Raw genomic sequence first — 23,813 nt, forward strand, 5'->3', positions numbered from 1 at the left:
GAAAGTGCGCTTGTTATCGGCTGCATAAAAGCGATGTCTCTACCCGGCCAAGGGAAATACCCCTCATCATCAGGAAGAATAGTTAATTTATCCGGCATAAAAAAAGAGGGTGACCACCGTTAAACGGTCCACCCTCTTCCATCAGTTTCGGTATAAATTGAGCCTAACTTTTTCCGCAGAATGCTCTCAGCATCCAGGTGTTTTTTTCCTTGAACTGCATAAAGCGATTTATCATATCGTTGGTTCCGTCATCTCCGCTGGCAGCCGTAGCTTCCATCAGTTTACGCTCCATTTCAATCAGCGCACTAAAGTCTTCCAGAATAGCTTCTACCAACTTAAGGTCTTCCATACCTATGGTATTGATTTCCTTGATTGTAGCGATGTCTATATAATCCTGATAAGTGCTTAAGGGAGCTTTTCCCAGCGTTAAGATTCTTTCAGCAAGTTCGTCAATAGTTGCAACTGCATTGGTGTACAACTCTTCAAACTTAACATGGAGAGTAAAGAAACTTTTTCCTTTCACATTCCAGTGGGCTCCTCTTAATTTCTGGTAATGGATGTGGTAGTTGGCAAGATAATCATTTAACTCGTCAACTATTGGTCGTACGTCAGTGTCTTTCAATCCGATTTGTTCAGCTTTCATAAATGCATTGTTTTTTGTTAAAACCAATGTCAACAGTATAAGGTTTCTGCTAAATCATCTTTCTTACAAATACATTATAATTTTCGTGCTTTTCAACATATACAGGTGTGCCTTTTTCCAGGTATCCATCGAGAGCAACAGCATCATACCAAACGCCGTCGATCTCAATCTTTCCGGAAGGACGCATGTCCGTCTTGGCAAAGCCTTCTTTTCCGAGAATCCCGGCTGACTGAATTCCACTGACATATCCCTGGTCAGAACGCTGTTCGTCCTCGAGAACCAGTCTTCTGAAAACGGGAGTCTTCATGATCGACTTCCCAAGTAAAACAGATATCACAATCGAAGCAACCATTGCGAACAGCACGATAATTACCGCAGTGGTAAGCTGTTCAGAACCTGTTACATTGAAGTCGAAAAAATCATTTAAAACCATACTTAAAGCCAAGCCTCCTACTATAAAGATGATACCTAATATCCCTGCTACCCCAAAGCCCGGAATAACGAAGACTTCCAGCAGCAGCAAAACAATTCCGATTAAAAATAAGCCAATTTCCCAATGAGCAGCCAGTCCTTCCAAATATAAAGGTGCAAAAAACAATGCAGCTGCTACCACTGAAACCAGCAGGGCAAATCCGATTCCGGGTGTTTGCATCTCGAAATAAATACCCCCTATTATGAGAAGAATTAAAAATCCACTGACCGCCGGGGATATTAGAAACGCGATGATACGGTCGATTGTGGTGACCTGATGGTCCACACGACTTTTGAGGTCCAGGCCTTCGGCTGCAAATATTTGCTCAACATTGCCGACCTCCGCTTCGCAATAGCCAATTTTGATCGCCTCCTTACTGGTTAACGTAAGGACTTTCCCCTTAGGATTGACATCTTTTATTTCGACATCAGGATCAACAAACGCCTCTGCGATGATCGGGTCCCGACCCTTTGCCTCCGCAGTTGCACGCATAAGTCCGCGCATGTACGACTGGTATTTCTCCGGCAATACAGTACCCTTAGTATCGACCACGCTGGCTGCGCCAATACTGGCACCGGGCTTCATATAGATCTTATCACAAGCGATTGATATCAAAGCTCCTGCAGACGCTGCATTGTTATCGATAAAGACAATCGTTTTCATACGCGAGTTGAGGATTGTAGACCTAATGGAGTCAGCGTACTCCACCATACCGCCAAAAGTGTTCATCCGGATGATTACGGTCGAAGCACCTATCAGACGGGCCTGGTCAAATGCCTTTTTTGTTTGTCTCCAGGACGGGGGGCCGATTTCATCATGCAGATCGAATACATAGACTTTTGATGACTGGCTCCAGAGACAAACCGGGAAAAATAATGTGAAAGTCAATAATATAATTCCAAGGACAGCAGATCGATTCATATTCGGTAATTTTGTAAATGTCTTCGACCACTAAATATACGCTAAAACCCTCCCTTGAGGCAAACTTTGAAGGAATAATTTGGAAGGTTGAAACAGATCCCATCAATGGGATCATTGCCGTTGAAACGCGAAATCCTGAAGACCGTACAGCCGGCTTTTCCGCTTTTAACTTCAAAACCGGAGTTACACTGTTTAGGGATGTAAGCGTTCAGGACAGCTGGCATTGGGGACTTGACAAGGTTTGCCACAATTTTGTCTATCTGCACAGCTATGTCAATGAAAAGACTCCTGAACACAAATCCATAATTGCGCTGAACACCGCCGGATCTATCGCCTGGCAGATTTTCAACCGCACGCTGGATACAGCAACCGCTGAGGGCCTCGTGGTGTATAATCCGTCAGTGCAACAGAAACAATATGAGTTGCTCAATCCGGCCTCCGGGGTAACGGAGAGTTTCAGAATCAGCAACTTTGTGCCACTTGAAAGAAATATTTACTTTCCGGAAATCATATCGCCAATGGACCTCCTACCCGCTATCGAGGAATTAAAAACATTAGTGGGACCTGTGTCATATCTCGCTCACAACGGTAAAAAATGCATTTCATTTCATGCCGCGCCCGATTCTGTTCTTTCGCAATACTTACTTATAATAAGTGATGGCAATATCATGCACAAAGAAATCCTCGAACATAACATACAAAAAATCAACCCCGAACCGTTCTATATCGAGCAAGGTCACTTATTCTGCGTCAGGAATAACAAAGCGGAAATTGTATCATATTTAGTATAATTGTAACCTTTAATTTAAACATACAGTAGAAAATAAATGCGTTTTATTTTAGCAAGTGTTTGCATATTTGTTTCAAGCGGGGTATTTGCAAGCAGCCGACTCGACTCAGTAGGCAGTGAAAACAACAATGGAAAGTTAGTTATTATCCATTCCGTAAAATCAAAAGAATCATATTACTCTATAGGTCGCTTATACCAGGTAGCGGCGAAGGACATTCAATCTTTTAACAAGGCTCAGATTCTACAACCTGGCACCCTGTTAAAGGTTCCGACTCAGCGTCCGTTCGCAAGCACACGTCCGGTAGCGAACAAGGTAAATACCGCTCAACAGCAGGAAGATGGTCTCGTCGATTATAAGGTTGGCCCTAAAGAGACACTGTTTGCGATAGCCAGGCGGTTTAACACACACGTGGAGTCTATCAAGCAACTGAATAATTTGAAAAACAATAGTCTGGCCGTTGGACAGGTAATAAAGGTAAGACCGGGAGCAGGAGCTCCTTTGCCGCCGGTTGAATCGGTGATTGAAACTGCAAAACCTGATTCTGACAGGGTTATTCCAAAAATGCCGACGAACCGATACGGATTAACAGAAAAAACAGAGAAGGGTATTGCTACCTGGATTTCCGATGAAAATCTCGATTCTTCGAAGATGCTCGCGCTTCATAAAACTGCACCCGTAGGTACCGTCATCCGCATTACCAACCCCATGACGAGCAAGACGACATTTGCTAAGGTGGTAGGTAAGTATACGGAAAATGCGACAACCAAAGACGTGATCATTGTCATCACACAGGCTACTGCCGATCTTCTGGGTGTACTTGACAAACGTTTCTTAGTGACTATAGATTACGGTGTTCCCAATGAATAAACCTTTCGTAATTGGAATTGCCGGCGGCAGCGGATCGGGCAAAACATTTTTTCTTAATTGTTTTCTGCATCATTTCACAACCAATCAGGTTAGTTTAATATCTCAGGATGACTATTACAAGACCATAGAAGTTCAACCGCGTGATGAGAACGGCTGGGTCAACTTTGATCTTCCTGAATGCATAGAAGATGATAAATTATTACGTGATCTTTCCATCTTACTTAGCGGTCAGCCCATCCAGAAAAAAGAATATACATTCAACGTCGATAAGGAAAAAGCAAGGATGCTGACCATTAATCCGGCTCCTATTATTATTGTGGAGGGGCTGTTTGTATTTCATTATGCCGAGCTTGCTTCCTTGTTCGACATGAAGATCTTTATGGATGCGGACGAGGAAATCACATTAAACAGACGACTTAGACGTGACAAAAAAGAACGGGGGTACGATCACGACATGATTATGTATCAATGGATCAATCATGTGCTACCGGCCTATAACTCCTATTTGTTGCCATACAAAGGTAGTGCTGACAAAGTAATCACCAATAATTCTCACGTTGCAGACGATATTATTGAGGTAACAAAACAGCTCGCTGCTGAATTGAAAGGCTCGGTTCTGGTTGATTATTAGCATCTTTGCATAAATACATCTGCACATGGAGAATTTGATTAGTGAGAAAAGCGACATTCCAACAGATCCTGAATTGTTCAAAGGTATAGGAAGATGTCTCTCCTGCTGCATAGGCAAGAAATGCTGCAAGAAATATAAAAAAGGGAAAAGGTGTAAAGATTGTCCGGGCAAAAAAAAGTAGCACTGGCTTTTTTATGTCAGATTGTCATTTATTTATAATTGGAACAGGCCTTGATCTAACGTCTTCGAAACATTAATATATTTCAAAGACTATGCAAGAGAAAGGAACTATTTCTATCCACACCGAGAACATCTTCCCTATTATTAAGAAGTTCTTATATTCTGACAATGAAATTTTCTTACGCGAGCTTGTATCCAACGCCGTAGATGCGACCCAGAAGATCAAGCGCTTATCATCCCTCGGCCAGTTCACAGGCGAACTGGGCAATTTACAAGTCGAAGTTGCCTTCGACGCAGAAAAGAAAACCCTTACTATCTCTGACCCTGGTATCGGGATGACTGCCGAAGAGATCAAGAAATATATCAATCAGATTGCATTTTCCGGAGCCACAGAATTTGTGGAAAAATTTAAGGATGCAAAAGATGCAAATGAACTGATCGGAAAGTTCGGCTTAGGCTTCTATTCAGCCTTTATGGTAGCTGACAATGTTGAAATCCAAACGCTTTCTTATCAGGAAGGTGCGCAACCAGCACGATGGATATGCGATGGCAGCACCGAGTTTGAGATAACTGAAGGATCGCGCACTACCAGAGGAACTGACATTATCCTCCATATTAACTCTGAATCAGAAGAGTTCCTGGATAAGGCAAAGCTTCAGCAGATCCTGGATAAATACTGCCGTTTCTTACCGGTACCTATCAAGTTCGGAACAACCACAGAGACTGAGCCTGATGGGGAAGACGAAGAAGGCAAACCAAAGTATACCACGGTAGAAGTTGATAATATCATCAACAATCCTAACCCGATCTGGACAAAAGCTCCTGCTGATCTTAAGGATGAAGATTATCTGGCGTTCTATAAAGAACTTTACCCTTTCTCTGAAGATCCGCTTTTCTGGATCCATCTTAATGTAGATTATCCTTTCAACCTTACCGGAGTTTTATATTTCCCTAAGGTGAAGAACGACTTTGATATTCAGCGTAATAAGATCAAGCTATTTTCCCGCCAGGTTTTCATTACTGACGAGGTAAAAGATATCGTGCCTGAGTTCCTGATGTTACTGCACGGAGTTATCGACTCCCCGGACATTCCGCTTAACGTTTCAAGAAGCTTCTTGCAGGCAGACAGCAACGTAAAGAAAATCAACAACTACATCACCCGTAAGGTAGCTGACAAATTGGGTGACCTTTACAAAAAAGACCGTAAAGCTTATGAAGAGAAATGGCAGGATATTGGCCTCTTTATCAAGTACGGAATGGTGAGTGAAGAAAAGTTTTATGAGAAGGCAAAAGATTTTGCTCTGCTTGTGAACACTAAGGATGAGTATTATACAATGGAAGAGTACAAAACTAAAGTTCAGACTCTTCAGACAGATAAGGACGGCAATCTGGTATACCTCTATACAAATGATGCTTCCAAACAGGATTCGTATATCCAGTCTGCCAACAGAAAGGACTATGATGTCCTGGTGATGAACTCTCCTATCGACAACCACTTTATTAACCAGCTTGAGCAGAAACTGGAAAAAACTTCACTTAAGCGTGTTGACGCAGATGTTGCAGATAAACTGATCGCTAAAGACGATAGTCCGGCACATATCCTAACTGAAGATCAAGTGAAGATCGTGAAAGACATCTTCGATAAAGCTATACAGAAGCCAACATACAAGGTGGAAGTAGAAAGCATCAGTCCGGAAGAGCTACCGGTCCACGTTTCAATGGATGAGTTTATGAGACGTATGAAGGACATGGCTCAGATGGGCGGAGGAATGGGCTTTTACGGTTCCTTCCCAGACAGCTATAAAGTTGCGGTAAATGGTAACCACCCTCTTATCGGACGTATAATTGCGAGTGAGAGTGAAGAAGAGAAAATAAATCTTGCTAAACAGGCTGTTGATCTGGCTATGCTATCTCAAGGCTTGCTTACGGGAGCAGACCTTACCGAATTTGTTAAGAGAAGCGTTCGTTTAATATAAAGCGACATACCGTTTAATAAGCCCCCGACCTTTTGGTTCAGGGGGCTTTTTTATTAGAAACGTACCTGCATCTGTGCTACAGCAATGTTGTATTTCTTTTTCGGAATGGAAGCCGTTTGGTGATTGAACATTTCCATCGTGTAACCCAGCTGGAGCCTCGCGAAATAATCGTCAGTAAATTCAAGGCTGAGCATGGGTGTAAGTGTTTGCCTTTGATTTCTGTTAATGTGGTAATCTTCGTCAAGAAATTCGTAACGTGATGAAATTTCGACTGAGCGGAGGCGGGGGTGCTTATATTCATATCTCAAATTTGGGAAGAAATAAAAACCGCGGTTTTGATACTGGCCCAGGGGATTTCTTGCGGAGATATCGGCATTCTTGAATGCTGTTATATCAGCACCCTGTTTATACTCTGCAGATAGATCAAGTTTAAGACGATCTGCTACAGGAACCAGCACTGCGGCATCAACTCCCCAGGCAGAAGCACTTTCTCCCTCAAGCGCAGCTACAGCCCCATTTACGCCCACAGTAAAGTGCCTGAAGCACTCTGCTTCCAACCTCGCGTAAAAATTCTTTCCGTTATCGTTGTCCATAGCCTGATTTCTGTTGTTACCATTGTAAACGCCTACATAGTAACGAAGAGGAACTTTGGCTGGCTTAAGCTGGCCAAAAACTGTAATTCCCAATTGAAATCCCTGCCATCCGCTTGAACTGAACAAGTAATACTGATTGGAGTAATCAAGAGATTTGATGACGTCTACAGGATATATATCTTCGGCTCCGAAGAATGGACGAAACTGTCCCATCTGCACATTGAAGGCTGGACTGAAGCGGTAGCGGATAAATGCATTTTCCAGAACTTTGGCTTGAGGATTACCGGAGAAGTCTGCCAGATTGACCATGACGTTCGCATCTAAACGGTCATTAATATCCGTTCGAAGCATAACTCTCACGCGTTTAAGTGAGAAGCTGTTGCTTACTCCTTTATCTAAACAGGGATTCCCCCCCACATCGACGCTGTCTGTCATGGAATACGTGTATCTGAACTGCACCAGGCCCGAGAAGTTTGTGCTACGCCTGAAATTTGAGAAATTAATTGCTGATGAATCTTCCTGAGCTTTGCTTTGATAGGGAATCGCGGCGAGAATAAAAGAAAAGATCGTAAAGTAAATACGCATAGTTAACCGGTGTGAACTTTGCAATATTACTTCTTAAAGGGGAATATAAATATGCGCCAAATCACTCCCGGAGGTGAGAACCACCAAGCGGCAACGATATTAGCCTGTATAAACCACACCGGATGTGGGAGTTTCGCTAATCTCTATTTTGGAAAGTAAGGGCATTAGTGGCTTTATTTTGATCCAGAACCATTCGGCAAGACGCTCACTCGTTGGATTCTCAAGACCGGGAATTTCATTTAGCAAGCGGTGATCCAAACTTTTGACCAAAGGATCTACCGCTTCTTTCAAGTCGGTAAAGTCAACCAGCCAACCGGTAGCCGGGTCAACGTCGCCTTCCAGGAATACCGTCAAAGTGTACGTGTGTCCGTGCATTCTCCCGCATTTATGGTTTTCACTTACGAAGGGAAGGTAATGTGCGGAATCAAAAGAGAACTGTTTGTAAATAACCATGTAGGGTAACGAATAGGGTCAAAGATAAGACAAAACTTACATTTGACCCTAATATTCTTGCTAATGGAGCAGTCTGCGGGCGTCTTCGTAAGCTAACGCATGGGAGTCTGCTACCGCTTTATAGGTAACAAATCCGCCTAATGTATTAAGTCCCTTAAGCAGGGCTTCATTCTCCAGACAAGCTCTCTTATATCCTTTATTAGCAATCTGTATTGCATACGGGACGGTGACATTTGTCAAGGCAAGCGTCGATGTATGAGGTACGGCGCCAGGCATATTTGCGACAGAATAATGTACGATCCCATGTTTCAAGAATACCGGATTGTCATGAGTGGTAATTCGATCTGTTGTTTCGAAGCTTCCTCCCTGGTCCACTGCAATATCAACCAGCACAGAGCCGGCTTCCATCGACATGACCATTTCTTCGGATACGAGGGTTGGCGCCTTAGCACCCGGAATCAACACAGCGCCTATGACAAGGTCAGACTCTTTCACGGCTTCCGCGATGTTGTGGGGGTTTGACATAATCGTGTTGATATTACTGCCAAAGATATCATCCAGCTGACGCAGGCGATCGGGATTCAGGTCGATGATAGTTACATCCGCACCCAGACCCACAGCAATTTTTGCTGCATTGGTTCCTGCCACTCCTCCTCCTATTATCGTTACCCTGGCACGTCTTACCCCCGGTACGCCGCCTAAAAGCACTCCTTTTCCACCTTCCGGTTTTTCGAGAAATCTTGCACCAACCTGGGCCGCCATTCTACCGGCCACTTCACTCATGGGGGTTAATAAAGGCAAAGATCCGTTGTCTAGCTGAACCGTTTCGTATGCTATGCCAACCACCTCGTTGTCAATCAGCGCTTTTGTAAGCTCGGGCTCCGCTGCAAGATGGAGATATGTAAATAAGATAAGACCGGGTCGGAAGTACCTGTACTCTGAAGGGATAGGTTCTTTAACCTTCATGATCATATCCATGGCCCAAATTTCCGATGGACTATCTAAGATCAAAGCCCCTGCATCCTGATATTGCTTATCAGAAAAACCTGAACCCAGTCCGGCACCTCTTTCGATGAAAACCTCATGACCAAAACGGACTAAATAAACAACTCCGGCCGGGGTCATAGCCACCCTGCTTTCATTATTTTTAATTTCTGCAGGAACTGCAATACGCATAGATTAAAGTTTTAATATTTTAAAACAAAGAAGCCTTATGTAAAGAATAAGACAGGAAAAGCATAACAAATATACGAAAATGACAAATTAGATAATAAAAAACGACATTATTTTAAATATAATGTCATGCGAGCGATACCGATATATCGAAATGGTTCGATCCGTCGACTTCCTTAAAAAGATAACGTACCGAATCTGATGATTTAAGTAAAATCAATAAGCCATAATGCTCTTCCATATCCATAATCTGGTCAAGAGAGTGTATTGGATACTCGACGACCTCGAACGAAAGCGAATTAGTAGATTCTACAATAGCATAAATACAATACAGCTCATCTTTATGTATTTCGATCTGCTCGCCCACAAAAGAAGCATGTAAAGGAAAATTGCCGTATTCCTTCAAGTAAAAAGGTCTCCCGTTATCCGTTTTTCTTATATTAATTACCTTGTCTCCGATATCAATACTCAGTATGCTGTTTTCTACACCAGAATGTTTGACCGCATTCGTTAGCAGTTCCACCAGAACATGGCGGCAATTGTTCACCTTAACTGCGTACCGGTCCGGCGAGACGTTCTCCCTGATAAAGTTCAGGACTTCATGCATCAGGGGTTGAATACTCTGTACTTTATTATCAAAAATAAACTGCTTGTTCAAAAACATATAGTCTTACGCTATCCGGCAATCCAACCGTCTTCATACGAAGCGGGTACCGTTTTAAACACCTTAAATACCTTATCCATTCTGATCATCTCAAACAAATTAAGGATGTTTTCATTAAGACCATAGACTGCCAGGTCACCTCCGATGGTCAAAGCATATTTAAGCGAAGCGACCAACGCACCAAGAAATGAACTATCTATATACTGAACATTTTCAAATGAAATAAGAATTTGCTTTTTCCCCGAATCCATCTCTGTAATAAGTTCGTGCTTGAAAACATCAGCCTGCTCCATATTGGCTTCAGCAATCATAATGGTTGCTATGTGATAATTACTAAATCCTGTTATCTCAATCATAACTAATGTTATCTATTATATTTTTTCAATTATAACTATACTTCTGTCGTCAACTACACTTTCGTCCTCAGTAGCGGAGAACATCTGATCTTTAATCTCCTTGTAAGTATCGCTTTGGCCGAGAATCCGCTCGAGCTTTCGCACAAATAACGTATAATCCGACGTCTTTCCGGTCTCAGTCATAAAATCAATCATTCCATCCGTTATTGCTATCAGCTGGTCGCCCGTATGCATTTCAAGAACATCTTCCTGATATAGTCCGTTTTCCATTATCCCTAGCAAAAGGCCCGCAGATTGTACACAGGCAATGTTTCCGTCTGCTTTGCTGAAGTGTATGACGGGCAAATCGCCGGCTCCGGCATAGTAGACCTTAGAGGCGGACTGATCAATCATCATGAGAGAAAGTGTGGAAAGCACGTCTCCCAGGACCGGATCCAGACAAACTATACGATTAATCTTATTGAGGATGCTGGCGGGCGAGGAAATTCCGTCGAAAACACAGAGACGGATTGCTGATCGTATGTAACTGAGAAAATTGAAGGAAAAAAACCAAGCGCCCCACTTCTTCCCCATTACATCGCCAAGGATTACGAAGACGGTATTCTCATCTGTCTTAATGAAGTCAATAAAGTCGCCACCGGGATAATGATTATAGGTCTGATAAAGGAATTGCAGTTTAAATCCCTCGATCGTCGGGGCCGCGAGCGGCACAGAACGTAAATTAAGTGCTTCTGCAGCAGCACCTATCTCGAACAGCGATTTCTCATGCTGTTTTCGTATCGTGTCTAGTATATTGTTCAGTTTTGAGACTACCAGGTGAACCGGTGTATTCTTGTCAATATAGTCTACAGCCTGCATTTCAAGTCCCTTTTGCATCGTGTCTTCATCAGCAAAAGAGGTGTAAAAGACAAAAGGGATATTTTTATACCGCTTGTCTCTCAACAGCACTTTTCTGAACTCAAAACCGTCTATCTCCGGCATCGAATAGTCAGATAAAACGATGTCGGGAATCTCATCATACAAGAGACCAAGCGCTTCGTGAACCGACTTAGCGGTCCTGCAGCTGAACCCCTTAGCGCCCAAGGCACGACATATCAACTGGAGTATAAAACGGTCGTCGTCTACCAACAATATTTTCTTAGCCATTCTGACGGGTTCTTTTCAGGTTATTCAGTGAGTTAAAAAACAAATATACGCCAGTGAAAATAATTACCAACGCTATAAGATCCATCAACGTTACCCCATCATTCTGACTGAAGTAAAAAATGGTAAACATTTCGAAATAGGGCGGTGCGGGCATAATAACCATCGCGAACCCGAGCAAGATCAGCAGCACAGCGAGGATCATGAGCGATATTCCTGATCCTTTATCGGTGGCTATTATTTTGGTAGAATCGTTACTATCGAGCTTATACTTAGACAGCAGCTTCTCGAGATCGTCTGCTTTTTCGAGCCGCGACAAAGAATTATCATCCAGCTTTTTAAACTCATCAAGATCCTTTAGAGACACAGATTTGCGTTCCATAGCCGCGTTAAACTTAATATGGAGCTTCTCAATACTGTCACTGTCGAGCATACTGTTATCAAGCAGGTGGATCAGCTCATCGAGCTTTCTCTCGGCAGAAACCTGCGCCTCGTCAAGCTCCTGGAATTTCTTTATCTCTCTTTTTATACTCTTCTCGCTTCCCAATGTTCCGATATTATCCTATTTTTACCTTGATCCCTTGATGAACGGGAATACTTCCAATAGTAGAAATAATTGTCCGAATGAAAAAAGTTTCCGTCATCACCGTCAATTACAATCAGCCTCAAGTTACAGAAACACTTTTAAAATCCATAGCCGAGCATAACAAATATCAGGCGCTTCAAATCATCGTGGTGGATAATGGCAGTCGCGAAGATCCCATTCCTTACTGGCGCAAGAAGTATCCGGATCACACTTTTTTGCGTTCAGAAATAAATCTGGGATTTGCCGGCGGAAACAACTTAGGTGTCTCGCTAGCCGATGGCGACTACCTTTTCTTCGTCAACAACGACACAGAATTTACAGTAGGTCTTGTTGAGTCTCTCGTCGCCTTGATGGATCAGCATTCGCAAATAGGAATGATTTCGCCCAAGATCAGATATTTCGACCAGCCGCAAGTTATTCAATACGTTGGGTTTACGCCGATGGACTATTATACAGCTAGGAACAAATGCATCGGAGAATATGAAACCGACGAGGGTCAATATGATGAGACTACAGGAAAAACCGGATTCATTCATGGTGCTGCTATGATGGTCAGAAAAGAGGCAATCGAAAGAGCCGGGCTGATGTTTGAAAGCTTCTTTCTATATTATGAGGAGATGGATTGGTGTGAACGGATCAGAAAATGCGGCTTCGAGATATGGGTAGAACCGAGAGCCGTTATCTATCACAAAGAGTCGGTTTCTGTGGGAAAGAAAAGTGCTCTGAAGGAGTATTTCATGAACAGAAACAGAATTCTTTTTATACGCAGGAACGGGCCTCCCTCGAGCAAATATATCTTTTATGCGTATTTTGCGGCCGTGGTATTCCCCAGAAACATGCTTAGATACATTCTCGAAAAAAGATCCGACCTGTGCAGGCAGCTTATTCTCGCAGTGAAATGGAACCTCACGCACAATCAGAACAGCACAGAACTTGGCTATCCAGTGCATAAAATCAAGTAACATATGGAAATTGCATTCTGGGTCTCCGTTTTTATCGTATTGTATACTTTCATCGGATATGGAGTCCTCCTATATATTCTGGTCAGGTTGAAACGGCTGGTCGGAGGAAATAAACCGGAGAAGCCGCTGGATACTTCCTTACTCCCCAGTTGTACGCTAATCATCGCCGCTTACAATGAACAGGAATATATGCACGATAAAATCAGGAACACCCTTGATTTGAAATACCCCGACCATAAGCTGGAGATCATATTTGTAACCGATGGCTCTACAGACCAAACTCCCGACATCGTAGCGCAGTACCCTCAAATTACACACCTCTATTCGCCGTCCAGACATGGAAAGATTCATGCGGTTCATCGGGCAATTGAGCAGGTTAGCTCGGATGTAATTGTTTTCACAGATGCGAATACGTTCTTGAACGAAGATGCGCTTCAGATCATTTGCCGGCATTATGAAGATCAAAGTGTGGGCGCTGTTGCCGGTGAAAAACGTGTTTTTTCAGGAGAGGAAGCCGACGCCAGTTCCGCAGGTGAAGGTTTTTACTGGAAATACGAATCCGCGCTAAAAAAATGGGATTCTGAACTTCACTCTGTTGTTGGCGCGGCGGGGGAACTGTTCAGTATCAGGCGTAGTCTTTATGAACCGGTAGGTAGTGATATCATCCTCGATGATTTCATGATTTCTATGCTAATAGCCATGCGGAACTACCGGATCGTGTATGAGCCGGATGCTTATGCAATCGAAAATGCCTCAGCCGATGTGAAAGAAGAGCTCAAAAGAAAGATTCGGATTGCAGCGGGAGGCATTCAGTCGATCATCAAATTGCTTCCCTTGCTGAATATTTTCAGATACGGGGTGCTAAGTTTTCAGTATATCAGCCATCGTGTGCTCCGGTGGACCATTACCCCCTTCCTGCTTATATTGATCTTTGTACTAAACCTGCTTCTTGTTTCTTCGGATAATCAACCTCTGTATACGATCTTACTTATACTTCAGCTTGTTTTCTATGTTTCAGCTGTTGCTGGATTTTTACTCGAAAAAAAGCAAATAAAAGTTAAAGTACTTTTTGTTCCTTACTATTTTTGCGTGATGAATTACGCTGTCTTTCGGGGAATAATCAGATATTGCAGCAAAAAACAGAGCGCGAAGTGGGAAAAATCAAAACGAAAAGATAGTAAAACAAATTAAAACACTTAGTCGCCTTAAAGTGTTACCTATGGTTATCTGTAACCAAAGACAGAAGACGACTAAGCCTGACTTTTTACATACCGGCATGCCGTCAAGCAAGCCTTTAACGTATTATACTCTATAATGATTTTAATAGTTGATGACAAACCAGAAAATATATTCTCATTAAAAAAAATTTTAGAGATAAATAACTTTGAAGTGGATACGGCCCTTTCGGGCGAAGAAGCTTTAAAAAAAATACTAAAACACAGCTATGCACTGATCATCCTCGATGTTCAAATGCCTGGAATGGACGGTTTTGAAGTTGCCGAAAATATTTCAGGCTACAGTAAGTCCAAAGATATTCCAATCATATTTCTTTCTGCTGTTAACACAGATAAGCGTTTCATCACAAAAGGATATGCTTCTGGCGGCGTTGATTACATAACAAAGCCTGTAGATCCCGACATTCTAATTCTAAAGGTGAAGACGCTTTACCGTCTTTACGAGCAAACAAGGGATCTAAACGAAGCTCATCTTGCATTAAGGGCCGAAATAGAATTCCGCAAACAGGCTCAGGCAGAACTGAGGGAACGTGTACAGGAGCTCCGTTCGACACTGGAGAGTATTCCACAGATTGCATTCACTGCCAAAAGCAATGGAACTATTGAATTCGTAAATCAGCAGTGGTATAGTTACAGCAGCAGGCAAGAGGAGTTCCCTGAGACGCACCCCGATGACCCTGAAATTAAGGAACAATGGGAAGCTTCAATCAGAGAAAACAGGCCGCTAGAAATGGAAGTCCGCATTAAAGCCCTGGCGGAAGGAAGCTATCAATGTCATCTGTTAAGGACTACCCCGATCAAAGAAGGAGACAACATCATTAAGTGGGTTGGCACTTTTACCGATATAGAAGACCAAAAGCAGACCGAAAAGCGAAAAGACGAATTTTTAAGTATCGCCAGTCACGAACTTAAAACCCCACTGACTAGCATAAAAGCCTATATGCAGCTTTTGGAACGTGCTTTCTCAACAGAACTTGCGGCAGCTGCAGATAGTGGGAACTACCTTAAACGTGCGCAGTTTCAGGTAGACAAACTTCATAGTCTGATCGCGGACTTGCTGGATATATCAAAGATTGAAAGCGGCAGAATGAAGTTCAACAAGAAGGTATTTAGATTTGATGACCTCCTGACAAGCTCTATTGATATCATCACGCAGACCAATCATGACGTTCGCATAATACGTAAGGGCAAAGTCGAGGAACTTATTTATGGTGATGAAATACGCATTGAGCAGGTCATATTAAATTATCTTACCAACGCCATTAAATACTCGCCGGATACAAAAGATGTTGTGGTGGAAAATTCGATTACTCCGGAGGGACATATTCTGGTAAAAGTTGTCGACTTCGGTGTAGGAATTCCGGCGGACAAACAGTCTCAGATATTCAACAAGTATTATAGGGTTGAGGAAACCTCTCACCGCTTCCAGGGCCTCGGTATAGGACTGTACATCTGCTCGGAAATAATCAAGCGACATAGCGGCACCTTCGGAGTAGAAAGCAATGCAAACAATGGTTCGTGTTTCTATTTCACCATTCCGAAGTATACAGGACAACCAATTTAATTCAAGCTACAAATAACTGAATATTAATGAATAATAAGGTTACTACAAATTTAAGGATCGGATACGGATTTTCAGTTCTTTTACTACTGATCAGTTCTGCCGCCTCGTACTTTGCCATCCAGAACCTGGTAAGAAGCTCAGCTCTGGTAAACCATACAAATAATGTGATACTCGAACTGGAAAGTACCATTTCCATTTTGAAAGACGCCGAAACCGGTCAGAGAGGATATTTGCTGACGGGAATGCCCGAATTTTTGACTCCCTTTAATAACGCCCAGGAAAGGATCAAAGCTCATATCGAACAGGTTAGAGTACTCACGCAAGACAACCCTGTACAATTACGAAACAGTGAAAGGTTAAAAAAAGCACTCGACAGCAGGCTGGAACGACTATCGACTGTTATCGAGCTTCGAAAGAAAACCGGGATGATATCCCCGGAGGATATGTTATCCGGCCGCCGCTTCATGAATGAGGCCAGAGAGATCGTCGTGACTATGGAGCAAGTTGAACGCAGCCTCCTGGCGAAACGCACGGAAAGCCTCGACACCTACTCTACGTATACCCCTATCCTGATTGTTATCGCAGCCTTGCTTTCTCTCGTTATTGCACTGGTATCTTATATGCGGGCGAAAAAAGACCTGGACAATAGGGCCGCTCTGTATGCTGAGCTTAAAGAGAAAGACGAACATATTGCACGCAGACTGGTCATTATTGACGAAATTGCAAGAAGGATATCTGCAGGCGACTATTCAACTCGCGTAAAGGACGAAACGGATGCAGACAGTCTGGGCGGACTAGCGCTTTCCCTGAACAAAATGGCGGAATCCCTGGACTACTCATTCCAGTCACTGTCTGAGCGTGAATGGCTGCAGGCGGGCGTTGCTTCTTTGAATGATCGCATGATTGGAGAGACTGAAGTTCAACCACTCACCCAGGGTATCCTCGACCATGTTATCAAATACACAAACAGCACCATGGGAGCGTTTTATCTGATGCAGGATGAAGAAAATCTTGAATTGATAAGCAGTTATGCCCTTACAGCTGACTCCAGGCGTGAAGTCGTTAAAGTTGGCGAAGGTATTGTGGGCCAGTGCGCCGCCAACAAAAAGGCTATATCTCTAACAGACATTAGCGAGAATGACATGGTTATTGCTTTTACAAGTGGTAGCGTCCGCCCGAAAGCGATCATCGCCTTTCCGATCATTTTCGAAAATAAGATCAAAGGAATTATTGAGATAGCCTCGACTGAAAACTTTAGTAAAGTAACCGTTGAATATTTCCATTCGATATCACACAGTGCCGGAGTAGTGCTTAACACCGCGCAGAACCGGGTGAAGCTACAGGAATTACTGGAAGAAACGCAAGCGCAGTCAGAAGAACTGCAGGCGCAGCACAGCGAACTCGAAAATCTCAACACAGAACTTGAGGCGCAGGCGCAGAAGCTTCAGGCCTCGGAAGAAGAACTTAAGGTTCAGCAAGAAGAACTATTACAGGCCAATCAGGAGCTGGAAGAGCGAAGCAAAATACTCGAAGAGAAAAATCAGCTTATTGTTGAGCGTAATCTGGACATCCAGAAAAAGGCAGAGGAGCTCGAACTCAGTACCAAGTATAAATCTGAATTTCTCGCGAACATGTCTCACGAGTTACGAACGCCGCTTAATTCCATATTGCTGCTGTCGAGGCTTTTGTCTGAAAATTCCGACAAAAACCTCAATGAGGATCAGATAGAATATGGACGAGTGATCCACAGTTCCGGAAATGGCCTGCTGACGCTCATAGATGAGATTCTTGATTTATCCAAGATCGAGGCGGGCAAGATGGAACTCGAATATCAGGACACAGCGATAAAGGAGATCGTTACGGATATGCATTCGCTTTTTAATCCCCTTGCCAAAGAAAAATCCCTATCATTTACCACCAATATTAATGAAGGCGTTCCTAAAAGGATAGCCGTTGACAAAATGAGGTTTGAACAGATTCTTAAGAACCTCTTGTCTAATGCCCTTAAGTTCACTAAAAAAGGCTTCGTTACGCTTGATATAGCTCCGTCTGATCAGGAAGGGTTTATCAACTTCTCGGTGAAGGATTCGGGTATCGGTATTCCTAGAGATAAGCAGGATCATATCTTTGAAGCATTTCAACAAGCAGACGGTTCTACCAGACGCAAATACGGCGGTACAGGGTTAGGATTGTCGATCAGCCGTGAACTCGCAAAGCTTCAGGGTGGTGAACTTATTTTGGAGAGCGAGCCTGATAAAGGAAGCACCTTTACAATCAGTATCCCCGTCGATCCTCAGTTTATTCAAAAATTACCGGACGCCGAGAGACCGCTACCGGACCTTGAGATCCCTCCGGCTCCACCTAAAATTTCTATAAATCAAACGGAAGAAGGGCTTGAGCAGATAAAGAAACGTTATGTAACCAATGTCATTCCTCCTGAGCTTGCCGATGATCGGGATAACCTCATGCCAGAAGACAAGCTTTTACTTATCATCGAAGATGATACAAACTTCGCAAAGGCATTGCTGAGCTACACCCGCCAGAACGATTACAAGGGCATTGTGGCCGTTCGGGGAGACCAGGGCATAGAGATGGCTCGCCAATACAAACCGCTCGCCATCCTCCTGGATATTCAGTTGCCGGTGAAAGACGGTTGGGAAGTTATGGAAGAACTGAAAAGCAACCCGCAGACGCGGCATATCCCGGTTCACATCATGTCATCGATGGAGGTCAAAAAAGAAAGTCTTATCAAAGGTGCTGTTGACTTCATTAATAAACCTGTTGCGGTAGAACAGATGCAGCACATGTTTTCCAGTATTGAAAACGCTCTTAACAAAGAACCGAAAAAGGTGCTCATTATTGAGGAAAATCCTAAACACGCACGTGCGCTGGCCTATTTCCTTGACACCTACAACGTCAACGCTGAGATTAAGGGATCTGTAGCTGACGGGGTTGATGCACTAAAGAAGAAGGAAATAGATTGCGTAATCCTGGATATGGGAATCCCGGACATGAACGCATACCTGACGCTGGAGACTGTGAAGAAGAGCCCGGGACTCGAGAACCTGCCTATTATTATTTTTACTGGCAAGAACTTGTCTAAAGCAGAAGAGAGTAGAATTAAACAGTACGCCGATAGCATCGTTATGAAAACGGCCCATTCCTATCAGCGTATCCTTGATGAAGTTGCGCTATTTCTGCACCTCGTTGAAGCTAAACATCCGGTCTCCGGAAATGCAGCGGCAATGCGTAACGCAGTCGCTCTTAACGAGGTATTGCAGAATAAGACGGTGCTGATAGCTGACGACGACGTAAGGAATATATTCTCGCTGACTAAAGCACTCGAGCAGTTGAAAATGAAGGTAATATCGGCCACGGACGGCAAAGAGGCTTTGAGAATTCTTGAGGAAAACCCGCAAACTGATGTCGTGCTGATGGACATAATGATGCCTGAAATGGATGGCTATCAGTCGATCATGGAAATTCGCCAAAGGCCTAAACATAAGAATCTGCCTATTCTCGCAGTAACAGCGAAAGCCATGGTTGGCGATAGGGAGAAGTGCATTGCAGCAGGTGCTTCCGATTATATATCCAAACCCGTGGATATTGACCAGTTGATTTCCTTGCTGAGAGTATGGCTTTATGATAGATATTTATAAGATGGATACGATACTGATCATTGATGACGACCCCAGGAATATTTTTGCGCTGGTTGCAGTATTAAAAACAAAGAAATTTGTTTGCCTGACGGCTTCTTCTGCAGAAGAAGGGATTAAAACACTCTTAAGGCAACCCGATATTGGCATCATTCTTATGGATATGATGATGCCTGATATGGATGGCTATGAGGCAATAGCCGAGATCAGGAAGAATGAATTGGTCAATAAGGTTCCGATAATTGCAGTTACGGCTCAGGCAATGGTCGGCGACCGTGAAAAGTGTATCGCCGCCGGTGCCAACGACTATATATCGAAACCTATTGACATCGATATTCTTGTTGAATTACTGGGTCAATATTTAAACACATAAATGTTAGATTTAAACGTTATCCAAGACGACGAAGTAGAAATAATATTGAATGATCTGCTTGAGATTTATGGTTACGATTTTACGGAATACTCCAAAGCATCTATCAAGCGAAGGATAAACCGTTTGTTTACAATAGATCGGTTTATGAGCTTTGCGGAGTTCAGGTACAGAATAAAGAACGATCCGGGGTATATTCCTCATTTTATCGAACAGATCACGGTAACCGTGACTGAGATGTTTCGGGATCCTATGTTTTACAAGGCACTTCGGGAGCAGGTCCTTCCCACCCTCGGCACCTATCCTTTTATCAGGATATGGCATGCCGGCTGCTCTACAGGTGAAGAGGTTTACTCCATGGCGATACTGCTGAAAGAAGCAAACTTGTTCCATAAATCCCTCCTGTATGCCACTGACCTGAACCCCCAGGTACTCGAGAAAGCTCGTAAAGGTATCTTCCCGCTCAGTCAGATGAAACAATATTCCGAAAATTACATTCAGTCTGGGGGAACTAACGAATTTTCCAAGTACTACACCGCTAACTATGATAAGGCGAAGTTCGATGAAGGCTTGCGGGAAAAGATGATATTTTCTACTCATAACCTTGTATCCGACCATTCGTTCAATGAGTTTCAGCTCATTCTTTGTCGCAATGTTCTTATCTATTTTGACAAAGATCTACAGGCAAAAGTTTTCGACCTTTTCGAGCAGAGCCTTGATAATTTGGGCTACCTGGCTTTAGGATCAAAGGAAACACTTCGTTTTTCGTCAATAATTTCCAGATTCAAGAAAATTGATAGGGAGAAAATATGGAGAAAGATAGCTTAAACCGTTCTGTTGAGATCTTGGTAATAGCCGGGTCTGCAGGGAGCCTAGATGTAATACTGAAGATGCTTCCCCGCCTTGACGTTGAAGTGAACTTTCCAATCATCGTTGTGCTGCATAGAAAAGCTTCTTACGACTCATCGTTGGCAGATTTGCTGGCAACCAGAACGACGATACCTGTTGTCGAGGCAGAAGAAAAAGATCAACTGCGGAAAGGTGTAGTCTATCTGGCACCGGCAGACTACCATCTCCTTATAGAATCGGATCGTTCTCTGTCGCTCGACTACTCTGAGAAAATTCAATATTCCAGACCATGTATTGATGTGACGCTCGAAAACGTAGCAGAAGTATACAAGGACAGGGCGGCAGCCATACTTCTCTCGGGAGCAAATTCAGACGGCGCAAAAGGATTAAAGAGGATCAAACAGGCGGGTGGCATCACAGCGGTACAGAACCCGGCAACGGCGGAAGTTTCCTTCATGCCTAACCAAGCCCTGCAAACCGCAAAAATAGATTATGTGTTAGAAGTTGATGAGATAGCTTATTTCATCAATAAGCTATCTGCTATGACTTTCTGAGATAAAAAGGCTCTGACTGCTCTCTCAAATTGTAACGAGAGGACATAACATCACCGTAGGCGCCTGCCGTGCGTATAGCAATCAGATCGCCCCGGAACGATTCTCCAAGCTGAACTTCTTTTCCAAAGCAGTCTGTAGATTCACATATGGGCCCTACAATATCATACTTTTGATCATGCTCCTTAATGTCTCCTCGGGTTAGGTTTTCTATCTTATGGTAAGCCTGATATAGCGCCGGACGCATTAGCTCGGTCATCCCTGCATCAAGAACCAGAAAATGCTTTTTGATACCGTTCTTGACATAGAGCACTCTACTGATGAGGCTTCCACAATGAGCAACCAGTGCCCTTCCCAGCTCGAAATGAACCTCCTGGCCCAGCTTCCTGTCAAGAAACTGGTTAAATATTTCAAAATATCCACTGAAGTTGGCAATGTTATTTTGATCAGGCTCCATGTAGTCAACACCCAAGCCTCCACCCACATTTAGCACCCGGAGATTAAAGCCTCGCTCTTCAAACCATGTCTTTATCTCATTCACCCGTATACACAAACTCTTGAAAACAGTCAGGTTGGTTATTTGAGAACCAATATGAAAGTGGATTCCCTCAAGCCAGAGATGTTCAGCCGTATTCAGGTATTCTGCACAGGCAGGTAGTTCCCATTGGTTAATTCCGAATTTATTCTCCTCAAGACCAGTGGTGATATTATGATGCGTATATGCATCTACATTGGGATTGATCCGCAGAGCGACCCTCGCCGTTTTCCCAACCTTGCCAGCCAGCTCGTTTATCACGCAGAGCTCTTGAACTGACTCTACATTGAAGCAGAAAATATCGAATTGCAACGCTGCAATAATCTCATCGTCCGATTTTCCAACTCCGGCAAACACCACTTTATCAGCAGGAAAACCGACTTCGATGGCTTTCTTAACTTCATTACCACTGACGCAATCTGCTCCAAATCCCTGGGCTTGGATAGCTTTGAGAACCTCATGATTGAAATTTGCTTTCATCGCATAATGCACATGAAAACCGTATTGATCAGCCGCCTTCTTGCACGCGGATAATGTGTCGTCCAGCAGTGCTAAATCATAAAAATAGAAAGGTGTTTTGCGCGCTCCAAATGCGGCTATCGTTTCTTTTGAAAACATAATGTATATCTAAGCTTCAAATAAGATATAGGAAGCAAATAATTAAAACAGGCGATTATGAAGGCTACGCAGCGCTTCTGTCTTGTCTGAAGTATCAACGACAAGCGAAATATTGCAGTTACTGGCTCCGTATGATATCATGCGGATAGACAAGTGCTTCAATGCCTCAAAAACTCTCGATGAAAATCCATGCGACTGATAAGAAAAATCTCCTACAACGCAAATAATGGATTGATCAGATATGGAATCTACTGTACCAAACACTTCCAGCTCCTTCAGTATTTCCGTCAGATAACGTCTATCATCGATTGTTACGGATACGGCCACCTCAGATGTTGTGATCATGTCGATTGGCGTTTTATACCGCTCAAACACTTCAAACACCTTCCGCAGAAAGCCATAGGCCAGAAGCATCCTGCTAGATTGTATTTTTATTGAAGTTATTCCATCTTTAGCCGCTATAGACTTGATCTTGCCCCGCTCACTGGTATTCGAAATGAGAGTTCCCGGAGCAGACGGGTCCATTGTATTCAGTAACCTGACGGGAATCTTATACTTTTGCGCCGGGAATACGCTCTGTGGATGCAAAATCTTCGCACCGAAATAAGCTAACTCGGCGGCCTCATCAAATGATAACTGGGCAATCGGGGTGGTTCCTTTCACGATCCTCGGATCATTGTTATGCATTCCGTCTATATCAGTCCAGATCTGAACCTCCTCAGCCTCTACAGCGGCACCAATAAGAGAAGCCGTGTAATCGCTCCCGCCCCTTCGCAAATTGTCGGTTTCTCCGAAGAAATTACGGCATATATATCCTTGAGTAATAAACAAGCTATGATCCGGCTTACCATCCAGCAGCGGCTTCAGATGCGTGGCAAGATATTCAACCATGGGCTCGTTATCATCGTCGATCTTCATAAAGTCGAGCGCCGGAAGCAAAACAGATCTCACCCCTTGTTCCGTAAGGTAAAAGTGATAAAGCGTGGTGGACAACAATTCTCCCTGTGCAAGAATAACCTTTTCTTCAACGGGAGTAAACAGGTCAGTACTGAACGATCCAATGATGCTGAAATGGTAGTTGATTAAATCCGTACCATTCTTCCTGCCCTCTTCTGTAGAAAACAGTTCATCAACAAAGCGTTGATAAGTTTCGAATAATGTATCGGTAAGCTGCTTAGCTAAACGCTTATCACCAGCAAGATACGCCTGAGATATCTCAACCAGGCTATTTGTAGTACCGGCTACTGCAGATAAAACGACTATTTGTTTTTCCCCTGTCTGGATTATCCTGAGAAGGTTCTTCATCTTTTCGGGACTTCCGACTGATGTACCTCCGAATTTCTTAATTTTCATTATGTAGAGCTATTCCTAAGTTGTTCTTCAGGTGATAAAAATAATTAAAACCATGGGATTATTCGTGCTGAATGCACTTTTATGAG

Annotated in this window: 22 protein-coding genes; 11 read left to right on the plus strand and 11 right to left on the minus strand. The window is 43.3% G+C overall.

What is annotated here, in order from left to right:
* Positions 1-163: 163 nt before the first annotated feature.
* Positions 164-643, minus strand: a complete 480-nt coding sequence (locus tag B0I27_RS11690) for a Dps family protein (RefSeq protein WP_106293502.1) — start codon at positions 641-643, stop codon at positions 164-166.
* 49 nt (positions 644-692) lie between these two features.
* Entirely contained in the window at positions 693-2,036 is a 1,344-nt protein-coding gene (locus tag B0I27_RS11695; RefSeq protein ID WP_106293504.1) for an NfeD family protein, read from the minus strand.
* A 17-nt stretch (positions 2,037-2,053) separates the two neighbouring features.
* Here B0I27_RS11695 and B0I27_RS11700 point away from each other — a divergent pair, with 17 nt between their 5' ends.
* From B0I27_RS11700 to htpG, 4 genes are all read left to right on the plus strand, one after another.
* Positions 2,054-2,827, plus strand: coding sequence for a DUF4905 domain-containing protein (locus B0I27_RS11700; protein WP_106293506.1), 774 nt, complete (start codon positions 2,054-2,056; stop codon positions 2,825-2,827).
* A gap of 36 nt (positions 2,828-2,863) precedes the next feature.
* Complete coding sequence (locus B0I27_RS11705) at positions 2,864-3,694, plus strand: septal ring lytic transglycosylase RlpA family protein (protein WP_106293508.1); 831 nt, start codon at positions 2,864-2,866, stop codon at positions 3,692-3,694.
* The gene (locus tag B0I27_RS11710; RefSeq protein WP_106293510.1) at positions 3,687-4,325 is read left to right on the plus strand and encodes a uridine kinase family protein; all 639 of its coding nucleotides are present in this window, start codon (positions 3,687-3,689) and stop codon (positions 4,323-4,325) included. Before B0I27_RS11705 ends, B0I27_RS11710 begins: the two co-directional genes overlap by 8 nt.
* 272 nt (positions 4,326-4,597) lie before the next feature.
* The gene (gene htpG, locus B0I27_RS11715; RefSeq protein WP_106293512.1) at positions 4,598-6,481 is read left to right on the plus strand and encodes a molecular chaperone HtpG; all 1,884 of its coding nucleotides are present in this window, start codon (positions 4,598-4,600) and stop codon (positions 6,479-6,481) included.
* Positions 6,482-6,534: 53 nt separating this feature from the next.
* On the opposite strand, the gene B0I27_RS11720 is transcribed toward htpG, so the two are convergent.
* The 7 genes from B0I27_RS11720 to B0I27_RS11750 all read right to left on the minus strand — a co-directional run bounded on the left by B0I27_RS11720 (position 6,535) and on the right by B0I27_RS11750 (position 11,995).
* The gene (locus tag B0I27_RS11720) at positions 6,535-7,659 is read right to left on the minus strand and encodes a porin (protein ID WP_106293514.1); all 1,125 of its coding nucleotides are present in this window, start codon (positions 7,657-7,659) and stop codon (positions 6,535-6,537) included.
* 99 nt (positions 7,660-7,758) lie between these two features.
* The gene (gene queD / locus B0I27_RS11725; RefSeq protein WP_106293516.1) at positions 7,759-8,112 is read right to left on the minus strand and encodes a 6-carboxytetrahydropterin synthase QueD; all 354 of its coding nucleotides are present in this window, start codon (positions 8,110-8,112) and stop codon (positions 7,759-7,761) included.
* Between the two features lie 60 nt (positions 8,113-8,172).
* Positions 8,173-9,288 (minus strand): alanine dehydrogenase, encoded by a 1,116-nt coding sequence (ald, locus tag B0I27_RS11730; RefSeq protein WP_106293518.1) that lies wholly within the window; start codon positions 9,286-9,288, stop codon positions 8,173-8,175.
* A 124-nt stretch (positions 9,289-9,412) separates the two neighbouring features.
* A complete protein-coding gene (locus B0I27_RS11735; protein WP_146133124.1) occupies positions 9,413-9,943 on the minus strand; it encodes an ATP-binding protein in 531 nt (176 codons plus the stop codon).
* A 17-nt stretch (positions 9,944-9,960) separates the two neighbouring features.
* A complete protein-coding gene (locus B0I27_RS11740; RefSeq protein ID WP_106293522.1) occupies positions 9,961-10,305 on the minus strand; it encodes an STAS domain-containing protein in 345 nt (114 codons plus the stop codon).
* Between the two features lie 15 nt (positions 10,306-10,320).
* Positions 10,321-11,451, minus strand: coding sequence for a fused response regulator/phosphatase (locus B0I27_RS11745; RefSeq protein ID WP_106293524.1), 1,131 nt, complete (start codon positions 11,449-11,451; stop codon positions 10,321-10,323).
* Positions 11,444-11,995 (minus strand): hypothetical protein, encoded by a 552-nt coding sequence (locus tag B0I27_RS11750; RefSeq protein ID WP_106293526.1) that lies wholly within the window; start codon positions 11,993-11,995, stop codon positions 11,444-11,446. Before B0I27_RS11750 ends, B0I27_RS11745 begins: the two co-directional genes overlap by 8 nt.
* Positions 11,996-12,072: 77 nt before the next feature.
* Between B0I27_RS11750 and B0I27_RS11755 the strand changes: the two genes are divergently transcribed.
* The 7 genes from B0I27_RS11755 to B0I27_RS11785 all read left to right on the plus strand — a co-directional run bounded on the left by B0I27_RS11755 (position 12,073) and on the right by B0I27_RS11785 (position 21,224).
* Positions 12,073-12,996, plus strand: coding sequence for a glycosyltransferase family 2 protein (locus B0I27_RS11755; RefSeq protein ID WP_106293528.1), 924 nt, complete (start codon positions 12,073-12,075; stop codon positions 12,994-12,996).
* A gap of 3 nt (positions 12,997-12,999) precedes the next feature.
* Positions 13,000-14,187, plus strand: a complete 1,188-nt coding sequence (locus tag B0I27_RS11760; RefSeq protein WP_106293530.1) for a glycosyltransferase family 2 protein — start codon at positions 13,000-13,002, stop codon at positions 14,185-14,187.
* Positions 14,188-14,310: 123 nt separating this feature from the next.
* Positions 14,311-15,795 (plus strand): hybrid sensor histidine kinase/response regulator, encoded by a 1,485-nt coding sequence (locus tag B0I27_RS11765; RefSeq protein WP_106293532.1) that lies wholly within the window; start codon positions 14,311-14,313, stop codon positions 15,793-15,795.
* A 26-nt stretch (positions 15,796-15,821) separates the two neighbouring features.
* Positions 15,822-19,454 carry a response regulator gene (locus tag B0I27_RS11770; protein WP_106293534.1) on the plus strand — a complete coding sequence of 1,211 codons (3,633 nt, stop codon included), beginning with the start codon at positions 15,822-15,824 and terminating at the stop codon, positions 19,452-19,454.
* A gap of 1 nt (position 19,455) precedes the next feature.
* Positions 19,456-19,824 carry a response regulator gene (locus B0I27_RS11775; RefSeq protein WP_106293647.1) on the plus strand — a complete coding sequence of 123 codons (369 nt, stop codon included), beginning with the start codon at positions 19,456-19,458 and terminating at the stop codon, positions 19,822-19,824.
* Positions 19,825-20,649: a CheR family methyltransferase gene (locus B0I27_RS11780; RefSeq protein ID WP_106293536.1), complete on the plus strand. Its 825-nt coding sequence runs from the start codon at positions 19,825-19,827 to the stop codon at positions 20,647-20,649. It abuts the gene before it with no gap.
* A complete protein-coding gene (locus tag B0I27_RS11785) occupies positions 20,631-21,224 on the plus strand; it encodes a chemotaxis protein CheB (protein WP_106293538.1) in 594 nt (197 codons plus the stop codon). Before B0I27_RS11780 ends, B0I27_RS11785 begins: the two co-directional genes overlap by 19 nt.
* On the opposite strand, the gene lysA is transcribed toward B0I27_RS11785, so the two are convergent.
* Together lysA and B0I27_RS11795 are read right to left on the minus strand one after the other, a co-directional pair.
* Complete coding sequence (lysA, locus tag B0I27_RS11790) at positions 21,211-22,374, minus strand: diaminopimelate decarboxylase (protein WP_106293540.1); 1,164 nt, start codon at positions 22,372-22,374, stop codon at positions 21,211-21,213. The genes B0I27_RS11785 and lysA overlap by 14 nt on opposite strands.
* A gap of 42 nt (positions 22,375-22,416) precedes the next feature.
* Positions 22,417-23,727 carry an aspartate kinase gene (locus B0I27_RS11795; protein WP_106293542.1) on the minus strand — a complete coding sequence of 437 codons (1,311 nt, stop codon included), beginning with the start codon at positions 23,725-23,727 and terminating at the stop codon, positions 22,417-22,419.
* Between the last annotated feature and the right edge of the window lie 86 nt (positions 23,728-23,813).

The sequence above is a fragment of the Arcticibacter pallidicorallinus genome (assembly GCF_003002875.1).
Classification (GTDB): Bacteria; Bacteroidota; Bacteroidia; order Sphingobacteriales; family Sphingobacteriaceae; genus Arcticibacter; species Arcticibacter pallidicorallinus.

Excerpts from the sequence above, each read along its gene's own strand:
- B0I27_RS11690 (WP_106293502.1), bottom strand. The coding sequence starts at position 643 with ATGAAAGCTGAACAAATCGGATTGAAAGACACTGACGTACGACCAATA.
- B0I27_RS11695 (WP_106293504.1), bottom strand. The coding sequence starts at position 2,036 with ATGAATCGATCTGCTGTCCTTGGAATTATATTATTGACTTTCACATTA.
- B0I27_RS11700 (WP_106293506.1), top strand. The coding sequence starts at position 2,054 with ATGTCTTCGACCACTAAATATACGCTAAAACCCTCCCTTGAGGCAAAC.
- B0I27_RS11705 (WP_106293508.1), top strand. The coding sequence starts at position 2,864 with ATGCGTTTTATTTTAGCAAGTGTTTGCATATTTGTTTCAAGCGGGGTA.
- B0I27_RS11710 (WP_106293510.1), top strand. The coding sequence starts at position 3,687 with ATGAATAAACCTTTCGTAATTGGAATTGCCGGCGGCAGCGGATCGGGC.
- htpG (WP_106293512.1), top strand. The coding sequence starts at position 4,598 with ATGCAAGAGAAAGGAACTATTTCTATCCACACCGAGAACATCTTCCCT.
- B0I27_RS11720 (WP_106293514.1), bottom strand. The coding sequence starts at position 7,659 with ATGCGTATTTACTTTACGATCTTTTCTTTTATTCTCGCCGCGATTCCC.
- queD (WP_106293516.1), bottom strand. The coding sequence starts at position 8,112 with ATGGTTATTTACAAACAGTTCTCTTTTGATTCCGCACATTACCTTCCC.
- ald (WP_106293518.1), bottom strand. The coding sequence starts at position 9,288 with ATGCGTATTGCAGTTCCTGCAGAAATTAAAAATAATGAAAGCAGGGTG.
- B0I27_RS11740 (WP_106293522.1), bottom strand. The coding sequence starts at position 10,305 with ATGATTGAGATAACAGGATTTAGTAATTATCACATAGCAACCATTATG.
- B0I27_RS11745 (WP_106293524.1), bottom strand. The coding sequence starts at position 11,451 with ATGGCTAAGAAAATATTGTTGGTAGACGACGACCGTTTTATACTCCAG.
- B0I27_RS11755 (WP_106293528.1), top strand. The coding sequence starts at position 12,073 with ATGAAAAAAGTTTCCGTCATCACCGTCAATTACAATCAGCCTCAAGTT.
- B0I27_RS11760 (WP_106293530.1), top strand. The coding sequence starts at position 13,000 with ATGGAAATTGCATTCTGGGTCTCCGTTTTTATCGTATTGTATACTTTC.
- B0I27_RS11765 (WP_106293532.1), top strand. The coding sequence starts at position 14,311 with ATGATTTTAATAGTTGATGACAAACCAGAAAATATATTCTCATTAAAA.
- B0I27_RS11770 (WP_106293534.1), top strand. The coding sequence starts at position 15,822 with ATGAATAATAAGGTTACTACAAATTTAAGGATCGGATACGGATTTTCA.
- B0I27_RS11775 (WP_106293647.1), top strand. The coding sequence starts at position 19,456 with ATGGATACGATACTGATCATTGATGACGACCCCAGGAATATTTTTGCG.
- B0I27_RS11780 (WP_106293536.1), top strand. The coding sequence starts at position 19,825 with ATGTTAGATTTAAACGTTATCCAAGACGACGAAGTAGAAATAATATTG.
- B0I27_RS11785 (WP_106293538.1), top strand. The coding sequence starts at position 20,631 with ATGGAGAAAGATAGCTTAAACCGTTCTGTTGAGATCTTGGTAATAGCC.
- lysA (WP_106293540.1), bottom strand. The coding sequence starts at position 22,374 with ATGTTTTCAAAAGAAACGATAGCCGCATTTGGAGCGCGCAAAACACCT.
- B0I27_RS11795 (WP_106293542.1), bottom strand. The coding sequence starts at position 23,727 with ATGAAAATTAAGAAATTCGGAGGTACATCAGTCGGAAGTCCCGAAAAG.